Raw genomic sequence first — 26253 nt, forward strand, 5'->3', positions numbered from 1 at the left:
CTCCACACGGCTCGTCCTGAATCGAGGCATCCATGACACACGCTGCTGCCGACACCGGCTACCGCGCCGCGATGAAGCCGACCTCACCGGCCTACAGATGGGCCAACAAGCACCGCAAGTGGCTGTTCGCCGCCCCTGCGATGGTGTTCGTGGCCGCCATGATCATCTTCCCGCTGGGCTGGACGGCGTACCTGAGTCTCACCAACGCCAGCGGCTCCGTGCAGGCCAGCCGCGACTTCATCGGCGCGCGCAACTTCACCGAGATGCTCACCGACACCGACAGGTTCTGGCCCGCCGTGTGGCGCACCGTGCTGTTCACCGCGGTGGTGCTGATCGTCGAGGTCGTCCTCGGCATGATCATCGCGCTGTTGCTGCGCCGCCCCTTCCGGGGCGAGCGCTGGGTGCGGGTGGCGATCCTGCTCCCGCTGGTGGCGACCCCCGTCGCCGTCGGCATGATGTGGCGCCTCATCTTCGACCCGAACATCGGCGTGGTCAACACCATGTTGGGCTGGGTGGGCATCCCGCCGCAACCCTGGCTCGCGGGCGAGTCGACAGCCCTGTGGACCACGATGTTCATCGATATCTGGCAGTGGACGCCCATGGTGGCGCTGATCCTGCTGGCCGGGTTGTCGTCGCTCTCCGACGAGCCTGACGAGGCGGCGCAGATCGACGGCGCCAGCGCCTGGCAGCGGTTCTGGCACATCACCCTGCCGCTGATGCGCTCGACGGTGATCGTCGCCATCCTGCTGCGCGGCATCGACGCGCTGAAGACCTTCGACATCCTCTACGCGACGAAGGGCCGGGGCGGCGGTTCGTTCAACGAGGTGGAGACCCTCAACGTCTACGCCTACGGCCTGAGCTTCGACTACAACGAGTACGGCCTCGCGTCGGCGGTGCTGATCTTCTTCTTCCTGCTGATCGTGATCCTGATGTTCTTCCTCTCCCGCGGTAACAAGAAGGTGACCTCATGACCTCTCGTGGCTACAAGATCTTCAGGGTCGTCGCCCTGATCCTCATCATCTTCTTCCTGCTGGCCCCCCTCGCGTGGATGGTCATGGCGTCGTTCAAGACGACCGTGCAGATCTTCGACACGGCCAACATCTTCAACTTCGCCCCCACGCTGGAGAACTACGAGCGCGTCTTCGCGCAGGCCAACTACGGCGAGTTCATCTGGAACAGCTTCGTGGTGGCGGCCGTGTCGACGCTCCTGTCGCTGATCATCGGCATCCCGGCCGCCTACGCGATGAGCCGGTTCACCATGAACAAGTCCTCCATCGTGGTGCTGATGGCCCGCATCATCCCGGGCGTTTCGCTGCTGGTGCCCTGGTACTACGTGTTCAGCATCATGGGGCTGGTGGGCGGCTACTCGGTGCTGATCCTGTCGCACATGTTCGTCTCGCTGCCGTTGATCGTCTACATCATGATGGGCTTCTTCGACGGCCTCCCCACGGAGATCGAGGAGTCCGGCGAGGTCGACGGCCTGACCCCCATCGGCGCCTTTTGGCACCTGACTCTGCCGCTCTCAACGCCTGGTATCGCGACGGCGGCGATCCTGTCGTTCATCTTCAGCTGGAACAACTTCATGTTCGCCCTGGTGCTGTCAGATACCGACACCAAGACGCTGCCCGTGGCCATCTTCGACTTCATCGGCTACGCGAGCATCGACTGGGGCGGGCTGATGGCGGCCACCACCGTCGTCACCGTGCCCATCATGGTGGGTTCCCTCTTCGTCCAGAAGTACATCGTCAGCGGCCTCACCGCCGGCGCGACGAAGGGCTGATGATGGCTGACGTGATCGAGCGGATCGAAACGTTCCTCGTGGCGCCGCGCTGGCTCTTCGTTCGGATCGAGACCCGCGACGGGGTCGTGGGCTGGGGCGAGGCCACCTGCGAGGGGCGCTCGGAGACGGTCCGCACCGCGGTCGAGCAGCTGGCCGAGATCGCCGTCGGCTGGGACCCGGGCCGCATCGAGGACCTGTGGCAGCGGCTCACGAACGGCTCGTTCTACCGCGGCGGACCCATCCTGGCCAGCGCGGTCTCAGGCATCGACCAGGCGTTGTGGGACATCCTCGGCAAGCGGCTCGGCGCGCCAGTGCACCAGCTCCTCGGCGGGGCGGTGCGCGAGCGGGTCCGGGTGTACGGCTGGATCGGTGGCGACCAGCCCGACGCCGTGCGTGACTCCGCGGAGCGCGCCAGGGCCAACGGCCTCACCGCGGTGAAGATGAACGCCACCCCGGCGTTGGGCAAGCTCGCCACCCGCGCGGAGATGCTGGCCGCGGTGGAGCGGGCGGAAGTGGTGCGCGAGGTGATGGGGGACGACGGGGACCTGGCCATCGACTTCCACGGCAGGGTGTCGTTCCCCGCGGCTCGCCGCCTGATCCACCTGCTCGAGGACGTTGGCCCGATGTTCATCGAGGAGCCTGTGGTGCCTGAGAACTCGCACCTGTTCCCAGATCTGGTCGCGCACACCACGCTTCCCATCGCCACCGGCGAGCGGCTCTACAGCCGACAGGAGTTCCTCCCCGTGCTGAGGGCCGGCGTCGCGGTGGTCCAACCCGACCTCTCGCACGCCGGCGGCATCACCGAGACCCGCAAGATCGCCTCGCTCGCCGAGGCGCACGGCGCCCTGCTGGCGCCCCACTGCCCCCTCGGCCCCATCGCGCTGGCCGCCTGCCTTCAGGTGGGCTTCGCGACCAGCAACCACATCATCCAGGAGCAGAGCCTCGACATCCACTACAACGTGGGCGCGGACCTGCTCGACATGCTGCTGGACCCGAGCCCGCTCACGAGCACCGACGGCCACATCGCCCTGTGGAACGCGCCTGGGCTGGGGATCGAGTTGGACGAGGCGGCCATCCGTCGCGCCGATCAGGAGCCGCACGCCTGGCGCGGCCCGATCTGGAACCATCCCGACGGTTCGTTCGCGGAATGGTGAGCCGCATGGATCCGGAGCGATTCCTCGCAGAACTGAAGCAGAGCGGCCTGTGCGCCATCATCCGCTGTCGGGAGGCCGGCGCCGCGGAGCCGATCGCCCGCCGTCTCATCGAGGCGGGAGTGCGCATGCTCGAGGTCACGCTCACCACGCCGGACGCGGAGCAGACGATCCAGGCGCTGGCCACCGACGCTCCGGCCGAGGTCTGGGTTGGTGCCGGCACCGTCATCAGCACCGAGGACGCAGAGCGGGCCAGGGCGGCCGGGGCGCGGTTCATCGTCACCCCGGGGCTCTGTCCGGCCATCGAGGCCGCCGCCTCCGCCGGGCTCCCCAGCCTGGGCGGGGCCTGGACGGCCAGCGAGGTCATGGAGGCCCATCGCAGGGGCGCCACGGCCGTGAAGATCTTCCCCGCCAGTTCGGGCGGCCCTGCGCACCTGAAGGCGCTGCGCGACCCCCTCCCCCACATCCCGCTCGTGGCCGTCGGCGGCGTCGGGCTGGACGACATCGCCCCTTACCGCGCCGTCGGGACGATCGGCTTCGGCGTCGGCGGGCCCCTCATCGGCGACGCGGCCCGGGGCGGCTCGCTGGACGCGCTGGCCGAGCGCGCCGGGGAGTTCGTGAGGGCCTGCCGCTCATGACCGACGTCTGGACGTTCGGCGAGACGATGGTCAGCCTCCGCACGACGGCGGTGCTCAGCCCCGGCGTCACCTGGAGCACCCATGTGGCCGGCGCCGAATCCACCGTCGCGATCGGGCTGGCGCGCCTCGGGCACTCGGTCACCTGGTGCAGCCGGCTGGGCGACGACGCGTTCGGCCACCTGGTGACGCGGGAGCTGCGGGCCGAGGGGGTCGCCGTCGACTGCGCGCTGGATCCGGAGCGGCCCACCGGTTTCATGTTCCTGCGGCCCGCCGCGTTCGCCGCCGAGGTCGCCTACCACCGGGCTGGCTCCGCGGCGTCTGCGCTGGGCGTCGAGGTGGTCGATTCGCTGGTGGCGGCAGCGCCCCGCGTCGTGGTGCTGTCGGGGATCACTCCGGCCCTGGGCCCGGGCCCGGCGGAGGCGACAGCGAGGGCCGTGGAATCTGCCCACGCGCTGGGCGCGACGGTGGTCCTCGACGTCAATCACCGCTCCAGGCTGTGGTCGCGCGACGCCGCGGCCCGGTTCCTCCGGCGGATCATCCCCGGGGTGGACCTGGTGGTCGGCTCGCCCGAGGAATTGGAGCTTCTGGCTTCGACACCGCAGCGGTTGCTGGAGCTGGGGCCGTCGCAGGTGGTCGTGAAACTCGGCGCCCAGGGGGCACGCCTGCACACAGACGGCTCGGTCGTCGACGGCCCGACGACGCCCGTACCGGTGCTTGATCCCGTGGGTGCCGGCGATGCGTTCACCGCGGGTTACGTCTCGGCGCTGCTCGAGGGGGCTGGGTCAGCGGCCCGGCTGCGCCGCGGCAACGTCATGGGCGCGGCCGCCGTCCGCCATCGCGGTGACTACGAGGGCCTGCCCCTGAGGGACGAGCTGCTCGCATGGGAACGCGAGGGCGGAGCGGACGTGCTGCGCTGAGGGCGAACCCTCCGGTCAGAGGCCCTGGGCCAGGCGGTAGTAGGCCTGGTTCCAGCGGACCAGCTGCTGGAACTCGGGCAGCGTCGTGGCGTCGTCGATCACCAGGAGCTCCACCTGGGCCATGTCCGCGAAGTCGCGGAACGCCTCGATGCCCACGGCCGTCGACATCACGGTGTGGTGCGCGGCGCCGGCGGTGAGCCACGCGGCGGCGCTGGTCCTGAAGTCCGGCTGCGGCTTCCAGACGGCGCGGCCCACCGGCAGCTTGGGTAGCGCGGCGCGGGGCTCGACGTTCTCGACGACGTTGGCGGTGAGCCGGAAGCGGTCGCGCATGTCGCTCAGCGCGACGACCACGGCGGGCCCCGGGTCTGCGGTGAAGACCAGGCGCACCGGGTCCTCCTTGCCGCCGATGCCGAGCGGATGGATCTCCAGGGTGGGCTTCGCGGTGGTCAGCGACGGCGACACCTCCAGCATGTGCGCCCCGAGGATGAGTTCGTCACCCGGGGTCATGTCGTAGGTGTAGTCCTCCATCAGGCTCGCCCCGCCGGGCAGGCCCGCGCCCATGACGTTGGCGATCCGCACCAGGATGGCGGTCTTCCAGTCGCCCTCGGCACCGAAGCCGTAGCCCTCGGCCATGAGGCGCTGCACGGCCAGCCCCGGCAGCTGCTTGAGGGAGCCGAGGTCTTCGAAGCTGGTGGTGAAGGCGCCGAAGCCGCCCTCCTCCAGGAAGGAGCGCAGGCCGAGCTCGATCGCCGCGCCGTCGCGGAGCGACTGGTGCCGCTCCCCTCCCTTACGCAGCTCCGGAGCGACCTCGTACAGCTCCTCGTACTCGGCGACGAGAGCGTCGACGGCATCCTCGGACGCCGCGGCGACCGCGTCGGCCAGCTCATTGACGCCCCAGGTGTTCACCTGGACGCCGAAGCGCAGTTCCGCCTCCGTCTTGTCGCCCTCGGTGACGGCGACGAAGCGCATGTTGTCGCCGAAGCGGGCGAGCTTGAGGCTGCGGGAGGCGGCGAGGCCGGCGGCCGCGCGCTGCCAGGTGCCCAGCTCGCGCTGGACCTGCGTGTCCGAGGCGTGCCCGACGATCGTCTTGCGCGGCACCCCGAGCCGGGTCTGGATGTAACCGAACTCACGGTCGCCGTGCGCGGCCTGGTTGAGGTTCATGAAGTCGAAGTCGATGTCCGCCCAGGGCAGCTCGACGTTGGCCTGGGTGTGGAGGTGGGCCAGCGGCTTCTGCAGCGCATCGAGGCCGGCGATCCACATCTTCGCGGGGCTGAACGTGTGCATCCACGCGATGAGGCCGATCACCCGGTCGTCGGCGTTGGCTTCGAGAGCGACGCGCTTGATCGCGGCGGAGTCCGTGAGCACGGGCTTCCAGACGATCGAGACCGGCACGTCGCCCGCCTCGTCGAGTACCCGGGCGATCTCCTTGGACTGCTCCGCCACCTGGGCGAGCGTTTCGGGCCCGTACAGGTGCTGGCTTCCGGTGAGGAACCAGACCTCGTAGCCGTCGAGGGAAGTGGTGAGCTTGGGCATGCGGATGGACCTTTCGGTGGCTGAGGGCTGCGTCGGTGCGCGGTGGTGGGGTGGGGTGTCAGCGGCGAGCGTCGGTGCTCTGCCCGTAGACGTTCTGGTAGCGGTCGAAGAGGCTGTCGATCGCCTCCTGCGGGATGGGGACGAGCGGTCCGGCCTCGCGCGCGTAGTGCACGGTGCGGGCGACGTCCTCCACCATGATGGCGGCCTTGACGGCGTCCTTCGCGTCCACGCCGATGGTGAAGGGGCCGTGGTTCTGCATGAGCACGGCGCGGCTGCGGTGGCCCCGGAGGGTCTCGACGATGCCGCGGCCGATGGAGTCGTCGCCGATGATCGCGAACGGGCCCACGGGGATGGGGCCGCCGAACTCGTCCGCCATGGCCGTGATGACGCAGGGGATCTCCTCGCCGCGCGCCGCCCAGGCGACGGCGAACGTGGAGTGGGTGTGCACGACGCCGCCGACGTCGGGCATGTTGCGGTACACGTAGGCGTGCGCGGCGGTGTCGCTCGACGGCGAGCGCTCGCTGCCCTCTGAGCCCGGGACCACGTTGCCGTCGAGGTCGCACAGGATCATGTTCTGCGGGGTCAGGTCGTCGTAGCTGACGCCGGACGGCTTGATGACGAACAGGTCCGCCCCGGGCACTCGGCCGGAGACGTTGCCGCCCGTCCAGACGATCAGGTTGTAGCGCACGAGTTCGCCGTGCAGCCGGGCGACATCAGCCCGGACGCTGCTGATGGCGGCTTGGACCTCGGCGGAGAAGGGTGTGCTCACGGGTAACCTCCCAGAGTCGACTGTGACCGGTCACACAAGCGTATCTCCAACAGCGCCGTAGGTCAAGGACCCAGGCGGTCAGCGATCGGGCGGGCGACCGACGCGCGCGGGATCAACACCGGTGCGACGGGCTCCCGTGCGGGCGCCGCGGCATCCGGACCCGCGATGAAGGCTTCAACGGCCCGGCGGCCGAGTTCCTCGAAGTCCTGGCGCACCGTGGTGAGCTGCGGCCAGTAGTACGCCGCGTCGGGGATGTCGTCGAAGCCGACGACGCTGATGTCGCCCGGCACGGTGACGCCCGCCTCGTGCAGCCCGCCGATGAGACCGAGCGCCATCTGGTCGTTGGCGGTGAAGACGCCGGTGGCACCGGATTCGAGCACCGCCGCGGCCGCCTCGTAGCCGGAGCGCGCCGTCCAGTCGCCCAGGTGGAGGACGACGCCGTCGAGGCCCCGGGCCTGCGTCTCGGCGGTGAAGCCGGCGGCCCGAGCCTCGGCCTCCAGCCAACTCGCCGGCCCGGCGAGGTGGGCGATGCGCACGTGCCCGGCATCCGCCAGCGCGTCCACCGCCAGGCGGGCGCCCTCGGCCTGGTCCACGGAGAGCCAGGGCGCGCCGTGACCGGCCGAGTGCAGGGTGAGGACACGAACGCCCGTCGCCAGCGCGTCGATGGTGCGCAGCGTCTGTTCGTGGGGGGCCACGACGACGATGCCCTCCACCCCCTGAGCCACGAGGTGCTCGATGGCGGCGGCCACGGCGGTGTCGTCGTCGGCCTGCGCGAACGCGGCGCTGATCCAGTACCCCGCCACCCGCGCCGACGCCTCGATGGCGGCGACCGAGCGGGACGGGCCGTACAGCAGCGCATCGGAGGCGAGGATCCCGAGCGTGCGGGAGCGGCGCGTGCCCAGGGCCCGGGCGGCGTTGTTCATCCGGTAGCCGAGCTCCTCCATCGCCCGGACGACGCGGGCCTTGGTGGCCTCCGCGACGTCGGGGTTGTTGTTGAGGACCCTCGACACCGTCTGACGCGACACGCCCGCGAGGGTGGCGACGTCGCGTACGCCGACCACCCGCTTGCCCCCGGGAGTCACTTCGCCCAGCCGTGGGTGATCAGTTGAGGCCGATGAGGTCACAGACGAAGATCAGCGTCTCGCCCGGGGCGATGACGCCACCTGCGCCACGCTCGCCGTAGGCGAGGTGCGACGGGATGACCAGCTGACGACGGCCGCCGACCTTCATGCCCTGGATGCCCTTGTCCCAGCCCTGGATGACCTGGCCGATGCCGAGCCGGAACGAGAGCGGCTCGCCGCGGTTCCACGAGGAGTCGAACTCCTCGCCGGAGCTGAAGGCGACACCCACGTAGTGCACGTGCGCGACGTCGCCGGCCGCGGCCACCGCGCCGTCGCCCTCCACGATGTCCGTGATGTCCAGATCTGCCGGGGGCTCGCCACCGGGGAAGTCGATCTCGGGCTTCTCATTCATGTTTGCCATGGTGTCGACCCTACAAGCTCGACGGCCTGCTGCGTAGGCTGCGGCGGTGGACGAACGCCGCGAGGCCCAGGACGACGAGCGCGCCGAGGACCCACCAGAAGTAGGCGCCGCCCACCACCTGCTGGAAGGGCGTCCAGTTGGGGTTCTGCTCGGGCGGGTGCGGGAAGTCCCAGTGGGGTGAGTGGCGGAAGACCCAGAGCCCGGCGGCCCCGGTCAGGGCCGTCAGCCAGGCCGCCCACACCGGGCCGAGCCGCCACGCCCATGCCGTGACGACGACCAGGGCGGGGGCCGCCCAGACGAAGTGGTGGCTCCACGACACCGGGGAGGCCACCAGCGCATAGAGCCCCAGCACGACGGCGGGGGTCACGTCGTCGCCCTGCGCGAAGAGGACACGGACGAGCGCCAGGCAGGCCAGGCCGATCAGCACGCAGGCCACGAACCAGATCCAGGTGGCGGCGTCGCCGCTCAGCGCGCGGTGCACCATGCCGTTGAGGGACTGGTTGGCCGGGTAGGCCGGCTCGCCGATGCGCTCGGAATCCGGCAGCACCCGCGTCCAGTAGTCGATGGAATCGCGCGGCCGCAGCGCAAACCCGATCCCCGTGTACAGCAGCGCGGAACCCACCCCGACGATGAGCGGGCGCCAGTCCCGCCGCATCAGGAACCAGGCGAGGAACACCACCGGCGTCAGCTTCACCGCGAACGCGAGCCCCACCAGCGAGCCCTGCCACCACCTGCCCCTCCCGGCCAGCAGGTCGACCATCACCAGGGCCATCAGGACGGCGTTGATCTGGCCGAACTCGACCGTTTCGGCCAGCGGGTCAAGGTGCAGCGCTAGGCAGCCCAGCGCGACGGTGAGCCACAGCGCGTCGCGTCGGTTGCTGCCCAGTTCGCGCACCACCAGGTACAACACGCCGAGCATGGCCGCCACCGTCAGCGCGGACAGCGTCACCGAGCCCACCCGCCAGGAGACGAACGTGAAGGCGGAGAAGATCGCCGCCGCGATCGGCGGGTAGGTGAACGGGAGGTTCGCGCCGATGATCGTGTCCGGCATGCGGCCGTAGAGGTCGCCGCCGTCGCGGAACACCTGGCCGCCGATGCGGTAGACGTCGAAGTCGATGCGGTACGGGATGAAGTCCTCGCCCGGGAAGCCGTAGAGCCAGCTGTAGGTGAGGTAGCCCAGCCACCCCAGCGCCAGTAGGCGCAGCACCCAGGAATGCAGATAGGTGTCGACGGCTCGTAGGACAAGGGTACGGACGTCGGGCATGGAGAGATCCTACGGTGGCACGGCCTGCGGGCCGACTTGGGTAGCCTGTGGTTCGTGAGCATCGAGTGTCGTCCCATCCCGGCCGAGGAGCACCTCGCCTTCATCGAGGCGCGCGGTTCCGCGTCGTTCCTCCAGACCCCGGCGTGGGGGAAGGTGAAGCCGGAGTGGCGCTCCGAGTCCGTCGGGTTCTTCGCCGACGGCGAGCTGACGGGAGTTGGCCTCATCCTCTACCGGCAGCTGCCGAAGGTGAAGCGCTACCTCGCCTACCTCCCCGAGGGGCCGGTCCTCGACTGGGCCCGCCCGGACGTCGACGAGCACATGGACGCCCTGGTCAGGCACGCGAAGCAGCGCAAGGCGTTCGCGGTGCGGATCGGGCCGTGGCTCACGCACCGGCGCTGGGTGGCGCAGACCATCAAGGACGCCGTCGCAGACGACAACGTCACGCTCCTCTCCCAGCAGGAGCCGGACGAGACCAGCCTGGTGGGCACCCGGGTGCGCAACGCCCTGCTGCACGCCGGCTGGGTCACCGACGAGAAGGGCGAGGGCTTCGCGGCCGGGCAGCCCACGTTCAACTTCCACCTCCCGCTGCGCCACGGGGACGGCACGCAGAAGAGCGACGACGAGCTGCTGAAGGGCATGAACCAGCAGTGGCGCCGCAACATCAAGAAGGCCGACAAGGAGGGCGTCACCGTCCGCACCGGCACCCGTGCTGACCTGGCGGCGTTCCACCGGATCTACCTCGAGACGGCCCAGCGCGACGGCTTCACCGGCCGCGGCCTCTCCTACTTCGAGGTGATGTGGGACGCGCTCAACGCGGAGGCCCCTGAGCGCATGAAGGTCTACCTGGCAGAGCACGACGGCGACCTCGTCGCCGCCACCACCATGGTCACCGTCGGCGAGCACGCCTGGTACTCCTACGGCGCCTCCACCACCGCCAAGCGTGAGGTGCGCGGCTCCAACGCCGTCCAGTGGCAGATGATCCGCGACGCGAACGCCGCGGGCTGCGCCGTCTATGACATGCGCGGCATCGTCGAGGGCGTGGGCGCGGACCATCCCGAGATCGGCCTGATCCAGTTCAAGGTGGGCACCGGCGGCGAGGCCGTGGCGTACCTGGGCGAATGGGACTACGCCATCAACAAGCCCATCCACTGGGCGTTCAACCAGTACCTCAAGAGGCGATGACATGACGCTGACGCTGAACATCGACGCGCACCGCTGGCGCGCACACCTCGACGGCTTCCAGCGGCAGGTGGGCGGGCTCGTCCCCGTGGCGAAGGGCAACGGCTACGGTTTCGGCCTCGGCACGCTGGCCGCGGAGGCCAAACGGCTGGGCACGCAGACGCTTGCCGTCGGCATCGCCCAGGAGGTCGCAGCCGTGCGGGCGGGCGGCTGGGACGACGACATCGTGGTGCTCAATCCCTGGCGCCCCTTCGACGCGGCGGCCACCGCCCTGCTGAACGACCCGAAGGTCATCACCACCGTCTCGCGCGCCGAGGACCTCCGCGCGCTGACCCAGTCGCATCCGAAGGCCAGGGTCATCGTCGAGATCGAGACCGCGATGCACCGCCACGGGCTGGATCCGCGCCAACTGGCAGCAGACGCGTTCGGCGACCTCTGGTTCGAGGGCTGGGCCGTCCACCTCCCGGCCGACGGCTCGCTCGCGGAGGCGAACCGGCTCGCGCAGGCGGGTCTGGCCACCCGCACCGGCCCCGTGTGGCTGTCGCACCTCAGCGTCGACGACTACCGCACCTTCGCGGCCGGCCTGAGCGTACCCACCTACCTGCGCGTCGGCACCAGGCTCTGGCTCGGCGACAAGCAGGCCTACCGGACCACCGCCACCGTGCTCGACGTCCACCGCATCAAGAAGGGCGAGGTGCTGGGCTACCACGGAGTGCCCGCACCGAAGGACGGGTGGATCGTCATCGTCTCCGGCGGCACCGCCCACGGCGTGGCCATGGCGGCTCCCGTGCCGCAGCGCTCCTTGAAGCAGCGCGGCGTGACTCTCGCGCAGGGCCTGCTGGACGCCGTCGGCCGCACGCTGTCGCCGTATGCGATCGGCGGGAAGAAGCGGAGTTTCGCCGAACCCCCGCACATGCACTCGTCGATGGTCTTCGTGCCCGGCGAGTACCCGCTTACGAAGGTCGGCGACGAGGTGCCGGTCACCACGCGCATGACGACGGCGACCCCTGACGAGATCTTCTGGACCTGAGCGGTTGGCCCGGTCATTTGTGAAGATGGATCATGGCTGACAACAAGCGCAGGATTCTCATCACCGGTGCCACCGGCGGGATCGGGCTGCTCCTCGAGGAGCGCCTCATGCCGGATTACGACGTCGTCTCCCACGGCCGCACCCCCGCCAACGACGAGCAGGCCAAGCGCCTCCGCACGGCGGACCTCGAGAACTACGACGAGGTGCGCGCGCTCATGGACGGGGTCGAGGTGGTCCTCCACCTGGCCGGTCAGGCCTCCCCCGAGGCCGAGTGGGACGAGGTGGTGGGCCCCAACATCATCGGTTTCCGCAACGTCCTGGAGGCGGCCCGCGACGCGGGCGTGCGCCGGTTCGTGTTCGCCTCATCCAACCACGCGATGGGCATGTACGACCGCGACGAGGACTGGCCCGTCTACCCCCACCACCTCCCCCGGCCTGATTCGCTGTACGGCGTGTCCAAGGTCTTCGGCGAGGCGCTGGGCCGGTACTACCACGACAAGTACGGCCTGGAGTTCATCTCGCTGCGCATCGGCTGGTCCACGGAGGACCCGCTGGCGGCAGAGGAGGAACTGCTCCACGCCATGTGGCTGAGCAGTGACGACACTGAGCGGGTGTTCCGGCGCGCCATCGAGGCGGAGAACGTCGGCTACGGCCTCTACTACGCCATCTCGGACAACCCGAACCGCCGCTGGGACCTCACCAACACCATGCTGGAGCTGGGCTACCGGCCCGAGGATTCCGTCGCGGACCTGAAGAAGGAGGACGTGGTGGAGGGCGGCCGGGAGTCGCCGGACAACTGGCCCGAGGGCAGCTGAGGCTCAGACCACCGCGGCGGCGGTGGGGCGCTCGAAGCCGGCGAGATAGTCCTTCTCCTCGGGGAGCACCGGGTCTCGGAGCGGGTCGCGGGCGGGCCGCACGATGTCGGCGACCACCTCGGCCAGGATCCACACCTCCACCGCGACGTGCAGGAGGATGGCCGCCCAGTAGAGCATGAACGGCCCGTTCTGGTTGGTGGTCAGCCACCCGCCGAGCCACCCCCAGATGGCGATGTAGTAGGCCACCTGGGTGATGGACAGGGCGATCAGCTCCGGCTTGTACGGGCGTGCCAGCACGAGCGCCAGCAGCAGCCAGAGGGCGGACTGCGGCGGGAACGCGGGGCCCATCAGCAGCGTGGCGAAGACCACCACCGCCACCATCGAGCCCACCCGCGGCCGCTTCCGAGCCACGTACAGGTAGGCGATGAACGCGCCGAGCCCGAGCAGCAACACCACGAAAAGCAGCGGCCCGGACTCCCGCAGCTGCAGGCCGAACATCAGCTCGAGGACGTACCAGAGCGAGCCGTAGCTGGTGCCCTTGTTGATCTCGCCGTGGTAGTACAGGTAGACGCGGTCGAAGTTCTGGAGCAGCAGCGGCAGGTGCACGGCGAAGAACGTGACCAGGGCCGGCGCGATGAACGCGGTGGCCCTGCGCCAGCCTCCCCGCAGGCCCAGGCTGACGAGTACCGCCAGGATCACGCCGATCGGCATCGTGCCGGCTGAGGCGGCCAGGCCGAGCACGATGCCCGCCTCCAGCAGCCGCCCGCGGGCCACCTGCACCAGGCCGAGCGCGGTGAACGCCACCGGCACCAGGTCCCAGTTGACGAGGCCCACGGCCAGCACCACGGGCGAGGCGGCCACGATCAGGGCGTCCCAGGACGGGCGTCCGGGCCGGCGACGACCCAGCCAGGCGACACACGCCACCAGGATCAGGAAACAGACGAAGAGCCCCAGCACCGTCAGGCCGAAGAAGACGACGCTGGAGTCCACCTCGTCGGCGAGGCTGGCGCTGCGGCGGATGGGCGCATCGAACAGCACCGTCGCCGTCTTGCGCGTGACCAGGATGGCCGCGGCGATCAGCGGCGCGAACAGCATCGTCGCGCTGCCCAGTGGCGAGTTGCCCCGCCCGAAGCCCTGCCCCAGCCACGACGACTGGATGTCGGTGTAACAGAGCAGCTTGTACATGTCGACCTGCTGGTGCGCCGTGGTCTGGACGCACGGCACGTGACGCACGAACAGCACCAGGAACACGGCCGTTGCCAGCAGGAAGGCCCACGGCAACGGGTTGAACCAGATACCCCGCGGGTTGGCATGACGGCCCATGGGGCCCCCGAGGCCGGGCAGCAGCGCGTTCTTCACGCGCTCACTGTAGCCGCCCCGACGTTTACGGCTCCGTGGTCACCGCGTCCTGCACAGCCGCGGTGACCGTCGGCGACGGCGCCACCGTCGGCTCCGCGGTGGGTTCCGGCGCCACGGTGGGGGCCGGCTGTTCGGTCTCCTCCTTGGTGGGCTTCGGCTTCGGTTTCGGTTTCGGAGCCTGCGTGGTGGCCGGGGGCGTCGTCGCCGGCGCCTCCGTGGTCTCCGCGACGGTGGGCGTGGGCGACGGCGTGGGCTCCACCGTCGGCTCCTCCGAAGGGGTCGGCGACGGCGTGGGGGTGGGGGACGGCGTCGGCGACGGGGTGGGTGACGGCGAGGGCTCCTCGCTGGCCGGCGGCTCGGACTCGTCGGCCGTCTCGCCCTTGTCCGCCTTGATGTCCTTGGGCTCGTCGAACTCCTCCACCGGCATGCCCTCGGTGGCGCGGGCCATGTAGGACACCCAGGTCATGAGCGGATAGCTGGAGCCGAAGAACGTCCGGTCCTGGGGGCGCTTGTAAGGCTCGAGGTCCTCGTTGCCCCCGTCGCCGGCGACGTACATCACCGCCGTCGAGATCTGCTTGGTGTAGCCCACGAACCAGGCCGACGTGATGGCGTCCTCGACGCCGTTGGTGCCGGTCTTGCCCGCTACCGGGCGGCCCAACTCCTGGGCGCGACGACCCGTGCCCTCCTGGACGACGGAGCGCAGGGAGTCCGTCACGTTGGCGGCCACGTTGGCGTCGATGGTCTGTTCGTTGGCGGGCTTGGCCTCGTAGACCACCTGCCCGTCGCGGTCCAGGACCTGCTTCACGATGTGGGTGGCGTTGCGCTGGCCGGAGTTGGCGAGCGTGGCGTAGGAGTTGGCCATGTCGACGGGGCTGACCTCGCCGGAGCCCAGCGCGATGCGGTTGCCGGATTCCTCCCAGGCGGGCCCGGTGGGGGCACCCGCGTCGTTGGCGGCCTTGATCACTTCCTGCTGGCCGTTCTCCATCTGCTCGGTGAGGTCGACGAACGCGGTGTTGATCGAGTCCGCCGTCGCCTTGCGCAGCGTGACCGGGCCGTACTGGTTGCTGAACTCGTTGCGGACGGGCTGGGTGTCGCCGCGGGGGGTGAAGGTGTCGCCCTTGAGGACGGACTGCAGCGAGAACCCGTTGCGCAGGCCCGCGATGGTGGCGAACGGCTTGAACGTCGACGCGGCGGGGCGCTTGGTCAGCGACCAGTTGCGGGAGCTCTTCACGTAGTCGGCGCCACCGTAGAGCGACAGCACGCCGCCGCTGGCCGTGTCGACGGAGGAGATGGCCACGTGCAGCTTCGACGGGTCAGGCGTGCCCTCCGCGTCGGCCGCGGCCTGAGCGGTGTAGCGCTGGGCCTCCTGGATGGCGGCCTCCTGCATGGGCTTGCTGAGCGTGGTGACGATCTTGAGGCCGCCGCCCTGGATCTCCCCCTCGGAGAAGCCGTTGGCGAGCAGTTCGTCCTCGACCATCTTGATCAGGAAGCCCTTCGGGCCGCCATAGCGGTCGTTGACCGGCACCTCGGGGAACGTGGGCAGCGCGGGGCGCGCCGCGTCGTGCTCGGCCTGCGAGATGGCGCCCATCTCGAGCATGCCGTCCAGCACGTACTGGTAGCGACCCAGCAGCCTGTCGAGCTTCTCCTGGCCGCCCGAGGGGTTGAACCCGGCGGGGTTGTTCAGGATGGCCGCGAGGGCGGCGGACTCGCCGACGGTGAGGTCCTTCGAGTCCTTGAGGAAGTAGGACTTCGCGGCGGCCTGGATGCCGTAGGCGCCGCGGCCGAAGTAGATGGTGTTGAGGTAGCCCTCGAGGATCTCCTCCTTCGGCATCTCACGGCCCATCTTGGTGGCCAGGAACAGTTCGCGCACCTTGCGCGACATCGTCCGGCTGGAATCGAGGTAGAGGATCTTGATGTACTGCTGCGTGATGGTGGAGCCGCCCTGCACCTCGCCGCCGCGGGCGATCGACCAGGCGCCGCGCAGCATGCCGGGCACCGAGAATCCCGGGTCCTCCCAGAAGGACCGGTTCTCCGCCGCGATGACGGCGTCCTTCATCAGCTGCGGCATCTCGTCGTAGGGAATGGTGACGCGGTTCTGCACCGCGAGCGACCCCAGCTGGTTGGCGCCGTCCTGGTAGTAGAGGAACGTGGTGTTGGTGGTGAAATCCGAGTTCGGGTCCGGCAGGTCCGTGGTGTTGTAGAGGTACGCGAAGCCGCCGATGCCCACGAGGCCACCGATGATGAACAGCACCAGGGCGGTGATGCCGATGCGGCCCCAGATCTTCCGGGCGCGCGATTTCGGCGCACCCTTCTTACCCGCAGCACGCTTCGCCGCAGCCTTCTTGCCAGTCGTGGCCATGTGTCCCTCTCACCGTTGACAACCACGCCGACCCCGCAGAGCCGACCCTTTCCAGGGTAAGTGTCGCGCTCAAGCAGACCGAATCGGGGCTTTGGGCCGAGCCGCGGGTGGGGCAGAGTGAAGTTGTGCAGCGGAGTCGATGCACAACTCAGATGTGCCTCGGCATGCCTGGGGGGTGGCCCGTCAGAGCGACGGCGGCTTCATCCCGCCGGGCAGGATCGGGCCGCGGATCCCGGCCTCCGCCAACGCCCGTTGGGCGCGGGCCCGCACGGCGCGCATGGGCGCCCACTGCTGGTTGGGGCCGGTCTTGATCAGCACCTGCACCGTCATGGTGCCGCCCTCCATGGCCCCCACGCCCAGCACCGTCGGCGCCTCGAGCAACTGCTCGGCGAACTCCGGCTCCTCGTCCATCCGTCCGACGGCGGCGCGCAGCAGGTCCTGCACCTTCTCCGGGTCCTCGTCGATGGCCACCGGCACGTCGATGGTGGCGGTGGAGAAGCCCTGCGACACGTTGCCGAGCGTCAGCACCTCGCCGTTGCGCACGTACCAGACGGTGCCCGTCGCGTCCCGCAGCTTCGTCACGCGGAGGGTGACCTCCTGGACGGTGCCGGTGAGTTCGCCGACGCGGATGAGGTCGCCGACGCCGAACTGGTCCTCGGCCAACATGAACACACCGGAGAGGTAGTCCTTCACCAGCGACTGGGCGCCGAAGCCGAGCGCCACGCCGCCGACGCCGGCCGACGCGATCAGCGGGCCCATCGGCACGCCGAACGTGGCCAGCACGGTGAGGAGGACGACCACCAGCAGCACGATGTCGACGACGTTGCGCAGCAGCGAGCCGAGCGTCTCGACCCGCTGGCGGTGCCGTTCGGCGCTGACGCCGCTGGCGCGGGCGAGGATGCGGCGGGCCCGGGTGCCCAGGTCGTCACCCACGGCACGCTCGCGCGAGGCGAGGCTCTTGACCGTGCGGCCGATGGCGAACATCAGGACGACGCGCAGTATGAGCGCCACCGCGATCACGATGCCGGCCAACAGCAGCTTCTCCTAGAAATCAGGCATGGCCACATTCTGCCCTGCGCGCGAAGGGTAGAATCGACGCCCGTGCCCAGCTTGACCGCCGCCCAGACCAACGCGATGCAGGAACTCCTGCGCATCGCGCCCGTCATCGATGACCTGGGCAGGCTGTTCCGCGACGCCGGCCACGAGTTGTATCTCGTCGGCGGCTCCGTGCGCGACGCGCTGCTCGGCCAACTGGGTCACGACCTCGACTTCACCACCTCCGCCCGCCCGGACCAGACGCACGCGCTGCTGAAGAAGTTCACGCCGTCGACGTGGGACATCGGCCGCGACTTCGGCACCATCGGCGCCCACAAGAAGACTGCCGACAGCGAGTGGCAGATCGAGATCACCACGTTCCGGGCCGACATCTACCGCAGCGAGTCCCGTAAACCCGAGGTGAACTTCGGTCACGACATCGACGGCGACCTCGTGCGCCGCGACTTCACCATCAACGCCATGGCCATCAACGTGGCCACGCGGCAGTTCGTGGACCCGTACGGCGGCCTCGAGGACCTCGCCGACGGCCTGATCCGCACCCCCGGCACGCCCGAGGCGAGCTTCTCCGACGACCCGCTGCGGATGATGCGCGCCGCGCGGTTTGCCGCCCGGCTGGGCTTCACCGTCGCACCCGACGTGGTGCAGGCGATGAAGGACATGGCGGAGCGGATCGGGATCGTCTCAGCCGAACGCATCCAGGCCGAGCTGACGGGCCTGCTGCTGACCGACCAGCCCCGCGAGGGCATCGACCTGCTGGTACGCACCGGGGTGGCGGAGATCATCTTGCCGGAGCTGCCCGCGCTGCAGCTCGAGATCGACGAGCACTCCCGGCACAAGGACGTCTACGAGCATTCGCTGACCGTGCTGGACCAGGCGATCGAGCTCGAGAAGGCCCGCGGCCACGAGCCGGACATCGTCAACCGCCTGGCCGCGTTGCTGCACGACATCGGTAAGCCGCCCACCCGCCGCTTCGAGGCGTCGAAGGTGACGTTCCACCACCACGACGTCGTCGGCGCGAAGATGGCCACGAAGCGACTCAAGGCCCTGATGTACCCCAACACGGTGGTGAAGTCCGTGGCCAAGCTGATCGACCTCCACCTCCGCTTCCACGGGTACGCCGACGGTGAGTGGAGCGACTCGGCGGTGCGCCGGTACGTGCGCGACGCGGGCGACGAGCTCGAGCACCTGCACATCCTGACCCGGGCGGACTGCACCACCCGCAACGTGCGCAAGGCCACCAAACTGCGCCGGGCCTACGAGGAGTTGGAGTGGCGCATCGACGAGCTCGCCGAACAGGAGGAGCTCAGCGCGCTGCGTCCCCACCTGGACGGCACGCAGATCATGGAGATCCTGGACATCAAGCCGGGCCGCGAAGTGGGTGCCGCCTACGCGTTCCTGCTCGAACACCGCACGGAGAACGGGCCCATGGACCACGACGACGCCGTCGAGCTGCTGAAAAGCTGGTGGGCCGAGCGCAACGCTGGTTGAGCCCGTCAGCGTGTGACGGGTCCCGGCATGTACCTGGAGCCATCACACCTTGACTCGTGCGACGTGGCGTCCATCGTTGGCGCTCGCTCGTGCGCGCAGCATCCACGGCCCCTCGAGGATTTCCCCCATTGGGCCGTTCCGGCACGGTTTTGTCAGTGCTGTCTATTTTAATAGTGCGTATGGACGACATGCGTGATCTGGGGCAACGGTACATCGCCGCGCTCTGGGACGCCGTGCCCTCGTTCAGCACCGGCCACGACACGGCCGATCGGCTCGCCGGCATGATGGCCGCGGTGACCGAGGCCGAAGCCCAACTGGCCGGGCTACGGCTGCACCTCATCCACGAGGCCAGGCTCGCCGCCGCCGCACCCGTCATCGACCAGGTCCGCCACTCGGTGCGCACCACCACCGGCCAGGCGGTCGCCTCCCTGAGACTCGCTACAGACCTGGCCGAGCGGTTCCCGCTGATCGCCGCCGCCCTCCACGAAGGCGCCATCTCCCTCGCCCAGGCCGAGGCCATCATCGACGGCCTGCGGAAACTACCCGGCTCACTCACCCGCACAGACCTGGTGCAATGCCAGGAAACCATCCTCGAACACGCCGACACCCTCGGCCCGGCCGAACTGCGCGCCCTCGCCACCCGCCTCCACGAACTGGCAGACCCCGACGGCGCAGACGCCGCCGCGCAACAACGCCTCGACGCCCACGACCGCGCCGCCATGCGCAACCGGTACCTGCGCCTCACCCCAGACCACCACGGCGGCACCAGAGTCACCGCGCTGCTGCCCACCGCCCACGCCCACCTGCTCGAGGCGCAACTCGACGCCATCGAGCCGCCCCTGTCGTCCTACCGCGAGGCAGGAGAACTACCCAGCCGCGACGTCCGCCGCGCCGACGCGCTGATGCTGCTGGTCCAGGCAGCCGCCGCCACCGGGCAACTGCCCGCCCACGGCGGGGACAGGCCGCAGGTCACCGTCACCCTGAACTACGACACCCTGCTCACCGGGCTCGGCCACGTCGGCATCGTGGGCGCCGACGACCTCGACGGCCTCTCCGCCGGCGACGCCCGCCGGTTGGCCTGCGACGCCCACCTCATCCCCGCCGTCCTCGGCGGCAACTCCCGCCCCCTCGACGTCGGCCGGAAGCATCGCCTGTTCACCCCCGCCATCCGCACCGCGCTCGTCCTCCGCGACGGCGGCTGCGCGTTCCCCGGCTGCACCGCCCGCCCCGCCACCTGCGAAGCGCACCACATCATCCCCTGGTGGAACGGCGGCCAATCCTCCCTAGTCAACGCAGTCCTGCTCTGTCCACACCACCACCGCCTCGTCGAGCCAGACCCGCAACAATCAGCCGAATCGCAGTGGCAAGTCCACCTCGATCCGCACACCGGAATGCCATGGTTCACCCCACCCCGGCACATCGACCCAGCCCGCACACCACGACAACACCCCCGCCACCTGCTACGCGAACTCACCCCGCCACCCAAGGCACCACCCCGCCCTGATGAAGCGCACTCTGACCCGCCGAGCCTGGAAGAGCTCCTCTCGCGCAGCGCAGAGGTATGGCATGCGGCTGGAGGCCGGTTTTCTCCCGGTTCCCTGGACTTATCCGCGCCGGTTGCTGAATGATGGGGCGCGAGATCAGGAGGGCACATGACCAACTGGACCGCCGCCGACGGTGCGCTGAGCGCAGAGGTCGCGGGCTGGGCGCTGGACAGCGCCACGGACGCCATCATCGTGATCGACGAGGACGGCTTGGTCCGCGCCTGGAACCGGGCGTGCGTGGACCTGTTCGGCTGGTCGAAGGAGTACGCGCTGGGGCGCGACGTCGACTTCATGATCCCGCTGAAGCTGCGCGAGGCGCACCACCGGGGTTTCTCGTCCGCGATGCTGCGCGGCGCGCTGGCGTCGGACGGTCAGGCCCGCCGCACCAAGTCGCTGCGGGAGGACGGCGGGAGCGTCTACATCGACATGACGTTCGCTGCGCTGCGCAACGACCAGGGCGAGATGGTGGGCGCGGTCGCCGTGGCCAGGCCCGCGTCGGAGCGCGACATCCCCACGCACGGCCGCAAGCGCTACACCGGCCCGCTGGTGGACGTGACGTTCGACTCCGCGCTCTGCAACCACAACGGCCAGTGCGTGCGCACCATGCCCGAGGTGTTCAACACGGCCAACCGCCCGTGGATCAACCCGTCCGCCGCCGATGACGCCGAACGTGAAGAGCGCCTCCGCACCACCGTGCGCAACTGCCCCACCGGCGCGCTGCAGTTGCTCGAGGCTGGAGCCCCCGACGAGGACCCCACCGCCGGCTGACTGAAATGCCTCCACAAGAGGGGACCCCGGAGTCCTTCAACTCCGGGGTCCTCATTCAGGTTTCAGATCGGCTTCGGGGGCCCTTCGTGAGCGCTGCGCCCGTTCCTCGTTTGCCGCTCTTCAGGAACCGGCCGAGTACAACTTCGGGCCGTCGCTGTCGCCCGAGGTCAGCTCAGAGCCGGTACGGAACATCACGATGTTGTTGAACACCCACTGGTTCGACTGGCTGAAGGCGTAGCCCCCGCCCGGCTTGGCGGTGGCCGCGTACACCGTCGTCCACGTGTAGCTGCGGCACGCGCCGCGGCCCGTGGCCGCGGTGTCGCACTCGGTGCGCCACTGCCGCCCACCCGAGGTGAACACGCCGTCGTCGGTGGCGCCGGCGTCGCCGAGCGGGTTGCCCTCCCACGCCGCCCGCGTCATGTAGGGCAGGTAGGTCAGGTTGTTGAAAGCCCAGGCGTTCTCGCGGACGTACTCGCCACCCCGGACCCGCACGATCGTCGCCCAGATCTCCGTGCGGCACCGCTCGGTCTGCGAGTAGGGCTCACAGGTGGTCATCCACTGGCGACCGTTGAGCTCGAAGATGCCGGGCGCCGTGTACGGCGGCTTCGGCTCGAAGCGCCCCGGGGTGCTCGGCGTGACCGTCGGCTTCGCGCTGGGCGACTTCGACGGGGGCGTCGGGCTGTTGGTCGGCTTCGCAGACGGCGACGGCGACGGCGACGGGCTCGCAGACGGCGACGGCGACGGCGACGGGCTCGCAGACGGCGACGGCGACGGCGACGGGCTCGCAGACGGCGACGGCGACGGCGACGGGCTCGGGATCACGCCGTCGTACGGCGACACCACCAGCTCCGTCACGCTCACCGGGCCGGCGTCGAACACGATGCGCACCGCGGTCACCTCACCGCCGACGACCCCCTCGAACCAGGGCGCCGTAGCCTCCCCGACAACCTCCCACGCGCCGTCGACCAATGCCTCGACGGTGCCGCTGAGCTCCGCCCCGACCACTCGGATCTGCGCGTTCTGCAGCGGCTCCTCCAGCCCGCGCGACAGGTACTGGCCCGCCTCAGCGGTGCCTTCGAGGGCGGTGGTCAGGTTCGCGTCCACCGCGGCGACGGGGTTGCTGTCCGGCACCGTGCTGGCCAACTCCGCGCTGGGCGGCAGGACGCGGAACTCGCGGATCTTGATCCACTGTCCGCCGGCGTTGGGCGCCGTGGCCCGCACCCGCACGTAGCGGGCCTGCACCGGCTCCTGGAACGACGCCGCCAGCACCACGGCATCGGTGAACTCGCCGGCCGCGGTCCACGTGGCCCCGTCCGTCGAGTACTCCAGCGCGGCGTTGTAGAACATGTCGCCGCGGGAGCCGTCGCTGTCGGCCTGGTGCACGGACACGCCGCCCACCGCCTGCACGGAGCCCAGGTCCACCTGGACCCAGTCGCCGGTCTGCGGCGCCGCGCTCGACCACCAGAACGTGCTCAGGTTGCCGTCGACGATCCGCTCGATGGCGTTGGTCTGGTACTGGCCCAGTCTGGCGGACCGCGTGGGCGTGCCCGGCAACGTCTCCGACGCGTAGGGCTCCGCGCCCAGCCACGTCAGGTAGCGGCCATAGGCCTCCTGCAGGAAGGTGTCGAAGCGGGTGTCGCCCACCTTCGGGATGTACCTGTCAGCCACCGGCGTCAGGCCGTTGAGCCCGTCAACGCGGTAGGTGGTGGTGGCCTTCTTGCGCTCGGCCGCCGAGGCGAGGAACGACGCAGCCCCACCCGATCCGTCGTCGGCCGCCAGCTCTTCGAGCCCGACGACGGCCTCACTCAGCGCGGTGGCCCATTCGGCGGCCGCCTGGATCCAGGGCAGCGAGTCGTCGTAGAAGCCGGTCATGGCCATGCCCGCCAGCGACTCCTCCAACCCGGCGATGGTGGCCAGGCGCTCCTTCAACGGCTGCGTGCCGGCCGCGGTGCCCGCGTCGTGCGCGGCCCAGAATGCGGCGATGTCGGCGCCGAGCGCCGGTGCCTGCGCAGACGACGGGCGGTAGGGCCTCCAGTCCTGGTTCAGGTCGACGAAGACCTCGAGCGCCTCGCGGACAGCCGGGTCGTCGCCCGCCAGTTCGTCGAGGATGCGCGTCTGCGTCACGGCCGGGGTGTAGGCCGGCCCGTTCCACGTGTAGTCCGCGTAGCCGGCCAGCGCGATCATCGAGGCGTAGGACTGCACCATCGGGTTGGACGTGAAGCCCTCCAGGTGCTGGTACAGATCCGCGGCGCGGCCGGACAGCGGGTTGAGGAAGAGCCGGTCCGGCTGGCCGTCGTTGACGGGGAAGTTGTCCCAGATGTAGAGGTGTTCGGTGTTGTACGTGGTCTTCGCCCGGGCGGCAGACTCCATGGTGATCTGGTCCGAGAAGACACCCTCACCCGTCCACTGCATGATCAGGGAGTCGTCGGTCTGCGTGCCGAACTCCAGCTTGTAGGCGTCCGGTGCGGAGCCGGCGTAGTTGGTGGGCACCGTCTGGAGCGGCTCCAGGTTGTTGGGCTTGATGAACTCGTTGATGACGCGGTTCAGGTAGTACGCCTGCCCCTCGGCGAGCTTCCGGAAGCCCGGCAGGGTGAAGCGCTGCTGGTCCTGGGCGCACTTGAGGTAGGGGTCGATGTCGTCGAGCGCGATGTAGAACGTCCGCACCCCGATCTGGCGCAGTTGCTCGAACTTGGCGATGGTGGCGTCGAAGTCGCTGTCCAGCGAGTAGCAGATGTCATTGCCCGGCGACAGCGCGAAGACGAACTCCACGTGGTTGTCGCGGCCCCTCTGGACGAGTTCCTCGAGCTGCTCGAGCTCGGGCTGGGGGTACAACGTGCGCCACTGGCTGCGCAGGTAGGCGTCGTCCTTCGGCGTGTAGATGTAGGTGTTCATCTTGTGCTCGCCGTAGAACTCCAGCTGGTCCAGGCGCGCCTGGTGCGACCACGGAATGCCGTAGAAGCCCTCGATGCCACCGCGGATGGACATTAACGGCCAGTCGCGCACCGTGGCCGGGGCCATCGTCGAGCCCTGGAGGAGCTGTTCGAACGTGTCGACGGCGTAGAACAACCCCCGTGCGCTGGCGCCCTCCAGCAGCACGGTGGGCTGCCCTCCGATGGTGCCGTTGGCCACCACGTAGCCCTCGGCGTTGAGGGTGGAGGCGTCCGCGACGCCCAGCTGCGCCGCCACTGCCCGGGTCGTCGGGTCGGTCTCAGCGAAGTGGATGACGGTGCCGGCGGCGGGGGCCTCATTGGCCCACGTCACCGTGGCGTCGACGCCGGCGAGCACCTCGATGAGCTCACGCTTCGCCGGCCCGTCCACATCGGCGGGCGCAACGACGGTGACCGCCCCGTCGAGTGCGACGGCCGCGCCTTCGCGGATGATGGACTGCGGCGTGGGGAGCACCAGCGGGTCAGCGGCCATCGCAGGCCCCGAACCGGCTGCGACGACGGAGCTGGCCAACAGTGCTGCGGCGGCGGAAAGAGCGAGAATTCTGCGCATGGACGACCTCCTGGGTTGATTCATCGTCAACCTGATGGAGGAGCATCGTTCGGAGCGGCTGTGCCAATGGGCACCTCAGCTGAGCGTTTACCCGGCGTCCCGGGAGGGCGGCCGCCACCGGCCGATCGAACTCGCGCTGGTGGCTCCGCCTCCTACGGTGTCTGGACCACCCGTTACCTTCTAGGTAGCCCCGATGGTCGGGGTTCTGGTCACCAGGCCCGGCATGACTTACTGCCCCTGTCATAGATGATCCGGGGGGTGTTGTCACCGGGTTCTGGTGGCGTGGGTTGATCGCTGATAGGGACACGGCCCGCTGCATCGACAGCGTGGTCTCTTCGTAACGTGGGTGCCGACGATCTTCGCCCGACTTGGTGACCAGAATTAGGTCCTAAGGAGGACTGTCATGGACCAAGACCGGTTCGACGTATTCGTCGGCCTCGATGTAGGCAAGGAACACCACCATGCCACCGCGCTCAACAGCGCCGGGAGACGTCTGCATGACAAGGCCCTGCCCCAAGACGAGGCTGCCCTGCGCGAGGTGTTCGACAAGCTCACCGTCCATGGGTCGGTGTTGGTGATCGTGGACCAGCCCGCCACGATCGGGGCACTGCCTGTGACCGTCGCTCGAGCGATGGGTATCGAGGTCGCCTATCTGCCCGGGCTGGCGATGCGCCGCATCGCTGATCTCCACCCGGGCAACGCGAAAACCGACGCCCGTGACGCGTTCATCATCGCTGAGGCCGGCCGCACCATGCCCCACGCGCTGCGACGCGTCGGCGGCGACGATGACCTCATCGCCGACTTGGCTGTGATCGTTGGGTTCGACGACGACCTGGCCAGCGAAGTCAACCGCGTCTCGAACCGGATCCGCGGCATGCTCACCCAGATCCATCCCGCCCTCGAACGCGCCATCGGCGCCAACATCGGCCACCCCGCGGTCCTCGCCCTGTTGGCAAAGTTCGGCGGCCCGACAGGCCTCGCTGCCGCGGGCAGGCGACGCCTGACCACCACGACGAAACCGTTGGCGCCCCGAATGCACACCCGGCTCGTCGACGCGATCATCAAAGCCCTGACCGAGCAGACCGTAGTTGTTCCTGGCACCCGCGCCGCCGAGCTGGTGTTGCCCCAACTGGCTGCCCAACTCCAAGGACTCCTGGCCCAACGCGCTGCAGCCGCGAAACAGGTTGAGGAGGCCCTCGATGCCCACCCTCTTTCCCAACTCCTGATGTCAATGCCCGGAGTCGGCATCAGGACCGCAGCCAGACTCCTCCTCGACATCGGCGACGGCACAGCATTCCCCACCGCAGGACACCTCGCCGCCTACGCCGGCCTGGCCCCTGTCACCCGCAGATCTGGCAGCAGCATCCGAGGCGAACACCCCTCGCGAGCAGGGAACAAACACCTCAAACGGGCCTTGTTCCTGTCAGCCTTCGCTGCCCTCCACGACCCCGACTCCCGCGCCTACTACGACCGGAAACGCGCCGCTGGGAAGAAACACAACGCCGCGATCATCTGCCTAGCCCGACGACGCGTCGATGTCCTCCACGCCATGCTCCGCAACGGCAGCTTCTACCAACCCCGGACTCCAGCCGCGGCTTGACAGGAACCATAGGGACACCCCCC

Annotated in this window: 21 protein-coding genes; 12 read left to right on the forward strand and 9 right to left on the reverse strand. The window is 69.5% G+C overall.

Annotation, left to right across the window (positions count from 1 at the left end; genetic code table 11):
* The first annotated feature begins 32 nt into the window (after positions 1-32).
* Genes ACZK4S_RS13290 through ACZK4S_RS13310 form a run of 5 tightly spaced genes read left to right on the forward strand, consistent with a single transcriptional unit; the run spans position 33 to position 4486 of the window.
* Positions 33-971: a carbohydrate ABC transporter permease gene (locus tag ACZK4S_RS13290; protein WP_220488379.1), complete on the forward strand. Its 939-nt coding sequence runs from the start codon at positions 33-35 to the stop codon at positions 969-971.
* Entirely contained in the window at positions 968-1780 is an 813-nt protein-coding gene (locus ACZK4S_RS13295; protein ID WP_182766703.1) for a carbohydrate ABC transporter permease, read from the forward strand. Before ACZK4S_RS13290 ends, ACZK4S_RS13295 begins: the two co-directional genes overlap by 4 nt.
* A complete protein-coding gene (gene dgoD, locus ACZK4S_RS13300) occupies positions 1780-2934 on the forward strand; it encodes a galactonate dehydratase (protein ID WP_463644588.1) in 1155 nt (384 codons plus the stop codon). Before ACZK4S_RS13295 ends, dgoD begins: the two co-directional genes overlap by 1 nt.
* A 5-nt stretch (positions 2935-2939) precedes the next feature.
* Positions 2940-3569, forward strand: a complete 630-nt coding sequence (locus ACZK4S_RS13305) for a bifunctional 4-hydroxy-2-oxoglutarate aldolase/2-dehydro-3-deoxy-phosphogluconate aldolase (RefSeq protein ID WP_182766705.1) — start codon at positions 2940-2942, stop codon at positions 3567-3569.
* Positions 3566-4486 carry a sugar kinase gene (locus tag ACZK4S_RS13310; RefSeq protein ID WP_463644589.1) on the forward strand — a complete coding sequence of 307 codons (921 nt, stop codon included), beginning with the start codon at positions 3566-3568 and terminating at the stop codon, positions 4484-4486. Before ACZK4S_RS13305 ends, ACZK4S_RS13310 begins: the two co-directional genes overlap by 4 nt.
* Positions 4487-4501: 15 nt before the next feature.
* On the opposite strand, the gene araA is transcribed toward ACZK4S_RS13310, so the two are convergent.
* The 5 genes from araA to ACZK4S_RS13335 all read right to left on the reverse strand — a co-directional run bounded on the left by araA (position 4502) and on the right by ACZK4S_RS13335 (position 9534).
* Positions 4502-6019: an L-arabinose isomerase gene (gene araA, locus ACZK4S_RS13315; RefSeq protein WP_463644590.1), complete on the reverse strand. Its 1518-nt coding sequence runs from the start codon at positions 6017-6019 to the stop codon at positions 4502-4504.
* 58 nt (positions 6020-6077) lie between these two features.
* Complete coding sequence (locus ACZK4S_RS13320) at positions 6078-6788, reverse strand: L-ribulose-5-phosphate 4-epimerase (RefSeq protein ID WP_076061464.1); 711 nt, start codon at positions 6786-6788, stop codon at positions 6078-6080.
* A 62-nt stretch (positions 6789-6850) separates the two neighbouring features.
* Complete coding sequence (locus ACZK4S_RS13325) at positions 6851-7870, reverse strand: LacI family DNA-binding transcriptional regulator (protein WP_463644591.1); 1020 nt, start codon at positions 7868-7870, stop codon at positions 6851-6853.
* A 19-nt stretch (positions 7871-7889) separates the two neighbouring features.
* A complete protein-coding gene (locus ACZK4S_RS13330) occupies positions 7890-8261 on the reverse strand; it encodes an FKBP-type peptidyl-prolyl cis-trans isomerase (RefSeq protein ID WP_182763380.1) in 372 nt (123 codons plus the stop codon).
* Positions 8262-8280: 19 nt separating this feature from the next.
* Positions 8281-9534, reverse strand: a complete 1254-nt coding sequence (locus ACZK4S_RS13335; protein ID WP_463644592.1) for a glycosyltransferase 87 family protein — start codon at positions 9532-9534, stop codon at positions 8281-8283.
* Positions 9535-9588: 54 nt separating this feature from the next.
* On the opposite strand from ACZK4S_RS13335, the gene ACZK4S_RS13340 reads away from it, so the two are divergent.
* Genes ACZK4S_RS13340 through ACZK4S_RS13350 form a run of 3 tightly spaced genes read left to right on the forward strand, consistent with a single transcriptional unit; the run spans position 9589 to position 12558 of the window.
* Positions 9589-10716 carry a lipid II:glycine glycyltransferase FemX gene (locus tag ACZK4S_RS13340; RefSeq protein WP_459396452.1) on the forward strand — a complete coding sequence of 376 codons (1128 nt, stop codon included), beginning with the start codon at positions 9589-9591 and terminating at the stop codon, positions 10714-10716.
* 1 nt (position 10717) lies between these two features.
* Positions 10718-11743 carry an alanine racemase gene (locus ACZK4S_RS13345; protein ID WP_076061471.1) on the forward strand — a complete coding sequence of 342 codons (1026 nt, stop codon included), beginning with the start codon at positions 10718-10720 and terminating at the stop codon, positions 11741-11743.
* Positions 11744-11775: 32 nt separating this feature from the next.
* The gene (locus ACZK4S_RS13350; protein WP_463644593.1) at positions 11776-12558 is read left to right on the forward strand and encodes an NAD-dependent epimerase/dehydratase family protein; all 783 of its coding nucleotides are present in this window, start codon (positions 11776-11778) and stop codon (positions 12556-12558) included.
* 3 nt (positions 12559-12561) lie between these two features.
* Here ACZK4S_RS13350 and ACZK4S_RS13355 read toward each other — a convergent pair whose 3' ends face one another.
* The 3 genes from ACZK4S_RS13355 to ACZK4S_RS13365 all read right to left on the reverse strand — a co-directional run bounded on the left by ACZK4S_RS13355 (position 12562) and on the right by ACZK4S_RS13365 (position 17308).
* Positions 12562-13917: a glycosyltransferase 87 family protein gene (locus ACZK4S_RS13355; RefSeq protein ID WP_463644594.1), complete on the reverse strand. Its 1356-nt coding sequence runs from the start codon at positions 13915-13917 to the stop codon at positions 12562-12564.
* Between the two features lie 25 nt (positions 13918-13942).
* Positions 13943-16276: a transglycosylase domain-containing protein gene (locus tag ACZK4S_RS13360; protein ID WP_463644595.1), complete on the reverse strand. Its 2334-nt coding sequence runs from the start codon at positions 16274-16276 to the stop codon at positions 13943-13945.
* Between the two features lie 183 nt (positions 16277-16459).
* A complete protein-coding gene (locus ACZK4S_RS13365; protein WP_463644596.1) occupies positions 16460-17308 on the reverse strand; it encodes a mechanosensitive ion channel family protein in 849 nt (282 codons plus the stop codon).
* Between the two features lie 102 nt (positions 17309-17410).
* On the opposite strand from ACZK4S_RS13365, the gene ACZK4S_RS13370 reads away from it, so the two are divergent.
* From ACZK4S_RS13370 to ACZK4S_RS13380, 3 genes are all read left to right on the forward strand, one after another.
* Positions 17411-18820, forward strand: coding sequence for a CCA tRNA nucleotidyltransferase (locus ACZK4S_RS13370; protein ID WP_463644602.1), 1410 nt, complete (start codon positions 17411-17413; stop codon positions 18818-18820).
* Between the two features lie 179 nt (positions 18821-18999).
* Positions 19000-20448: an HNH endonuclease gene (locus ACZK4S_RS13375; protein WP_463644597.1), complete on the forward strand. Its 1449-nt coding sequence runs from the start codon at positions 19000-19002 to the stop codon at positions 20446-20448.
* Between the two features lie 24 nt (positions 20449-20472).
* On the forward strand, positions 20473-21132 hold the full coding sequence (locus ACZK4S_RS13380; RefSeq protein WP_463644598.1) for a (4Fe-4S)-binding protein: 660 nt from the start codon (positions 20473-20475) through the stop codon (positions 21130-21132).
* A gap of 120 nt (positions 21133-21252) precedes the next feature.
* Here ACZK4S_RS13380 and ACZK4S_RS13385 read toward each other — a convergent pair whose 3' ends face one another.
* Entirely contained in the window at positions 21253-24630 is a 3378-nt protein-coding gene (locus tag ACZK4S_RS13385; protein WP_463644600.1) for a glycoside hydrolase family 84 protein, read from the reverse strand.
* 403 nt (positions 24631-25033) lie between these two features.
* On the opposite strand from ACZK4S_RS13385, the gene ACZK4S_RS13390 reads away from it, so the two are divergent.
* The gene (locus tag ACZK4S_RS13390) at positions 25034-26230 is read left to right on the forward strand and encodes an IS110 family RNA-guided transposase (protein WP_463644441.1); all 1197 of its coding nucleotides are present in this window, start codon (positions 25034-25036) and stop codon (positions 26228-26230) included.
* The last annotated feature ends 23 nt before the right edge of the window (positions 26231-26253 follow it).

The organism is Tessaracoccus zhenghani (assembly GCF_055326325.1).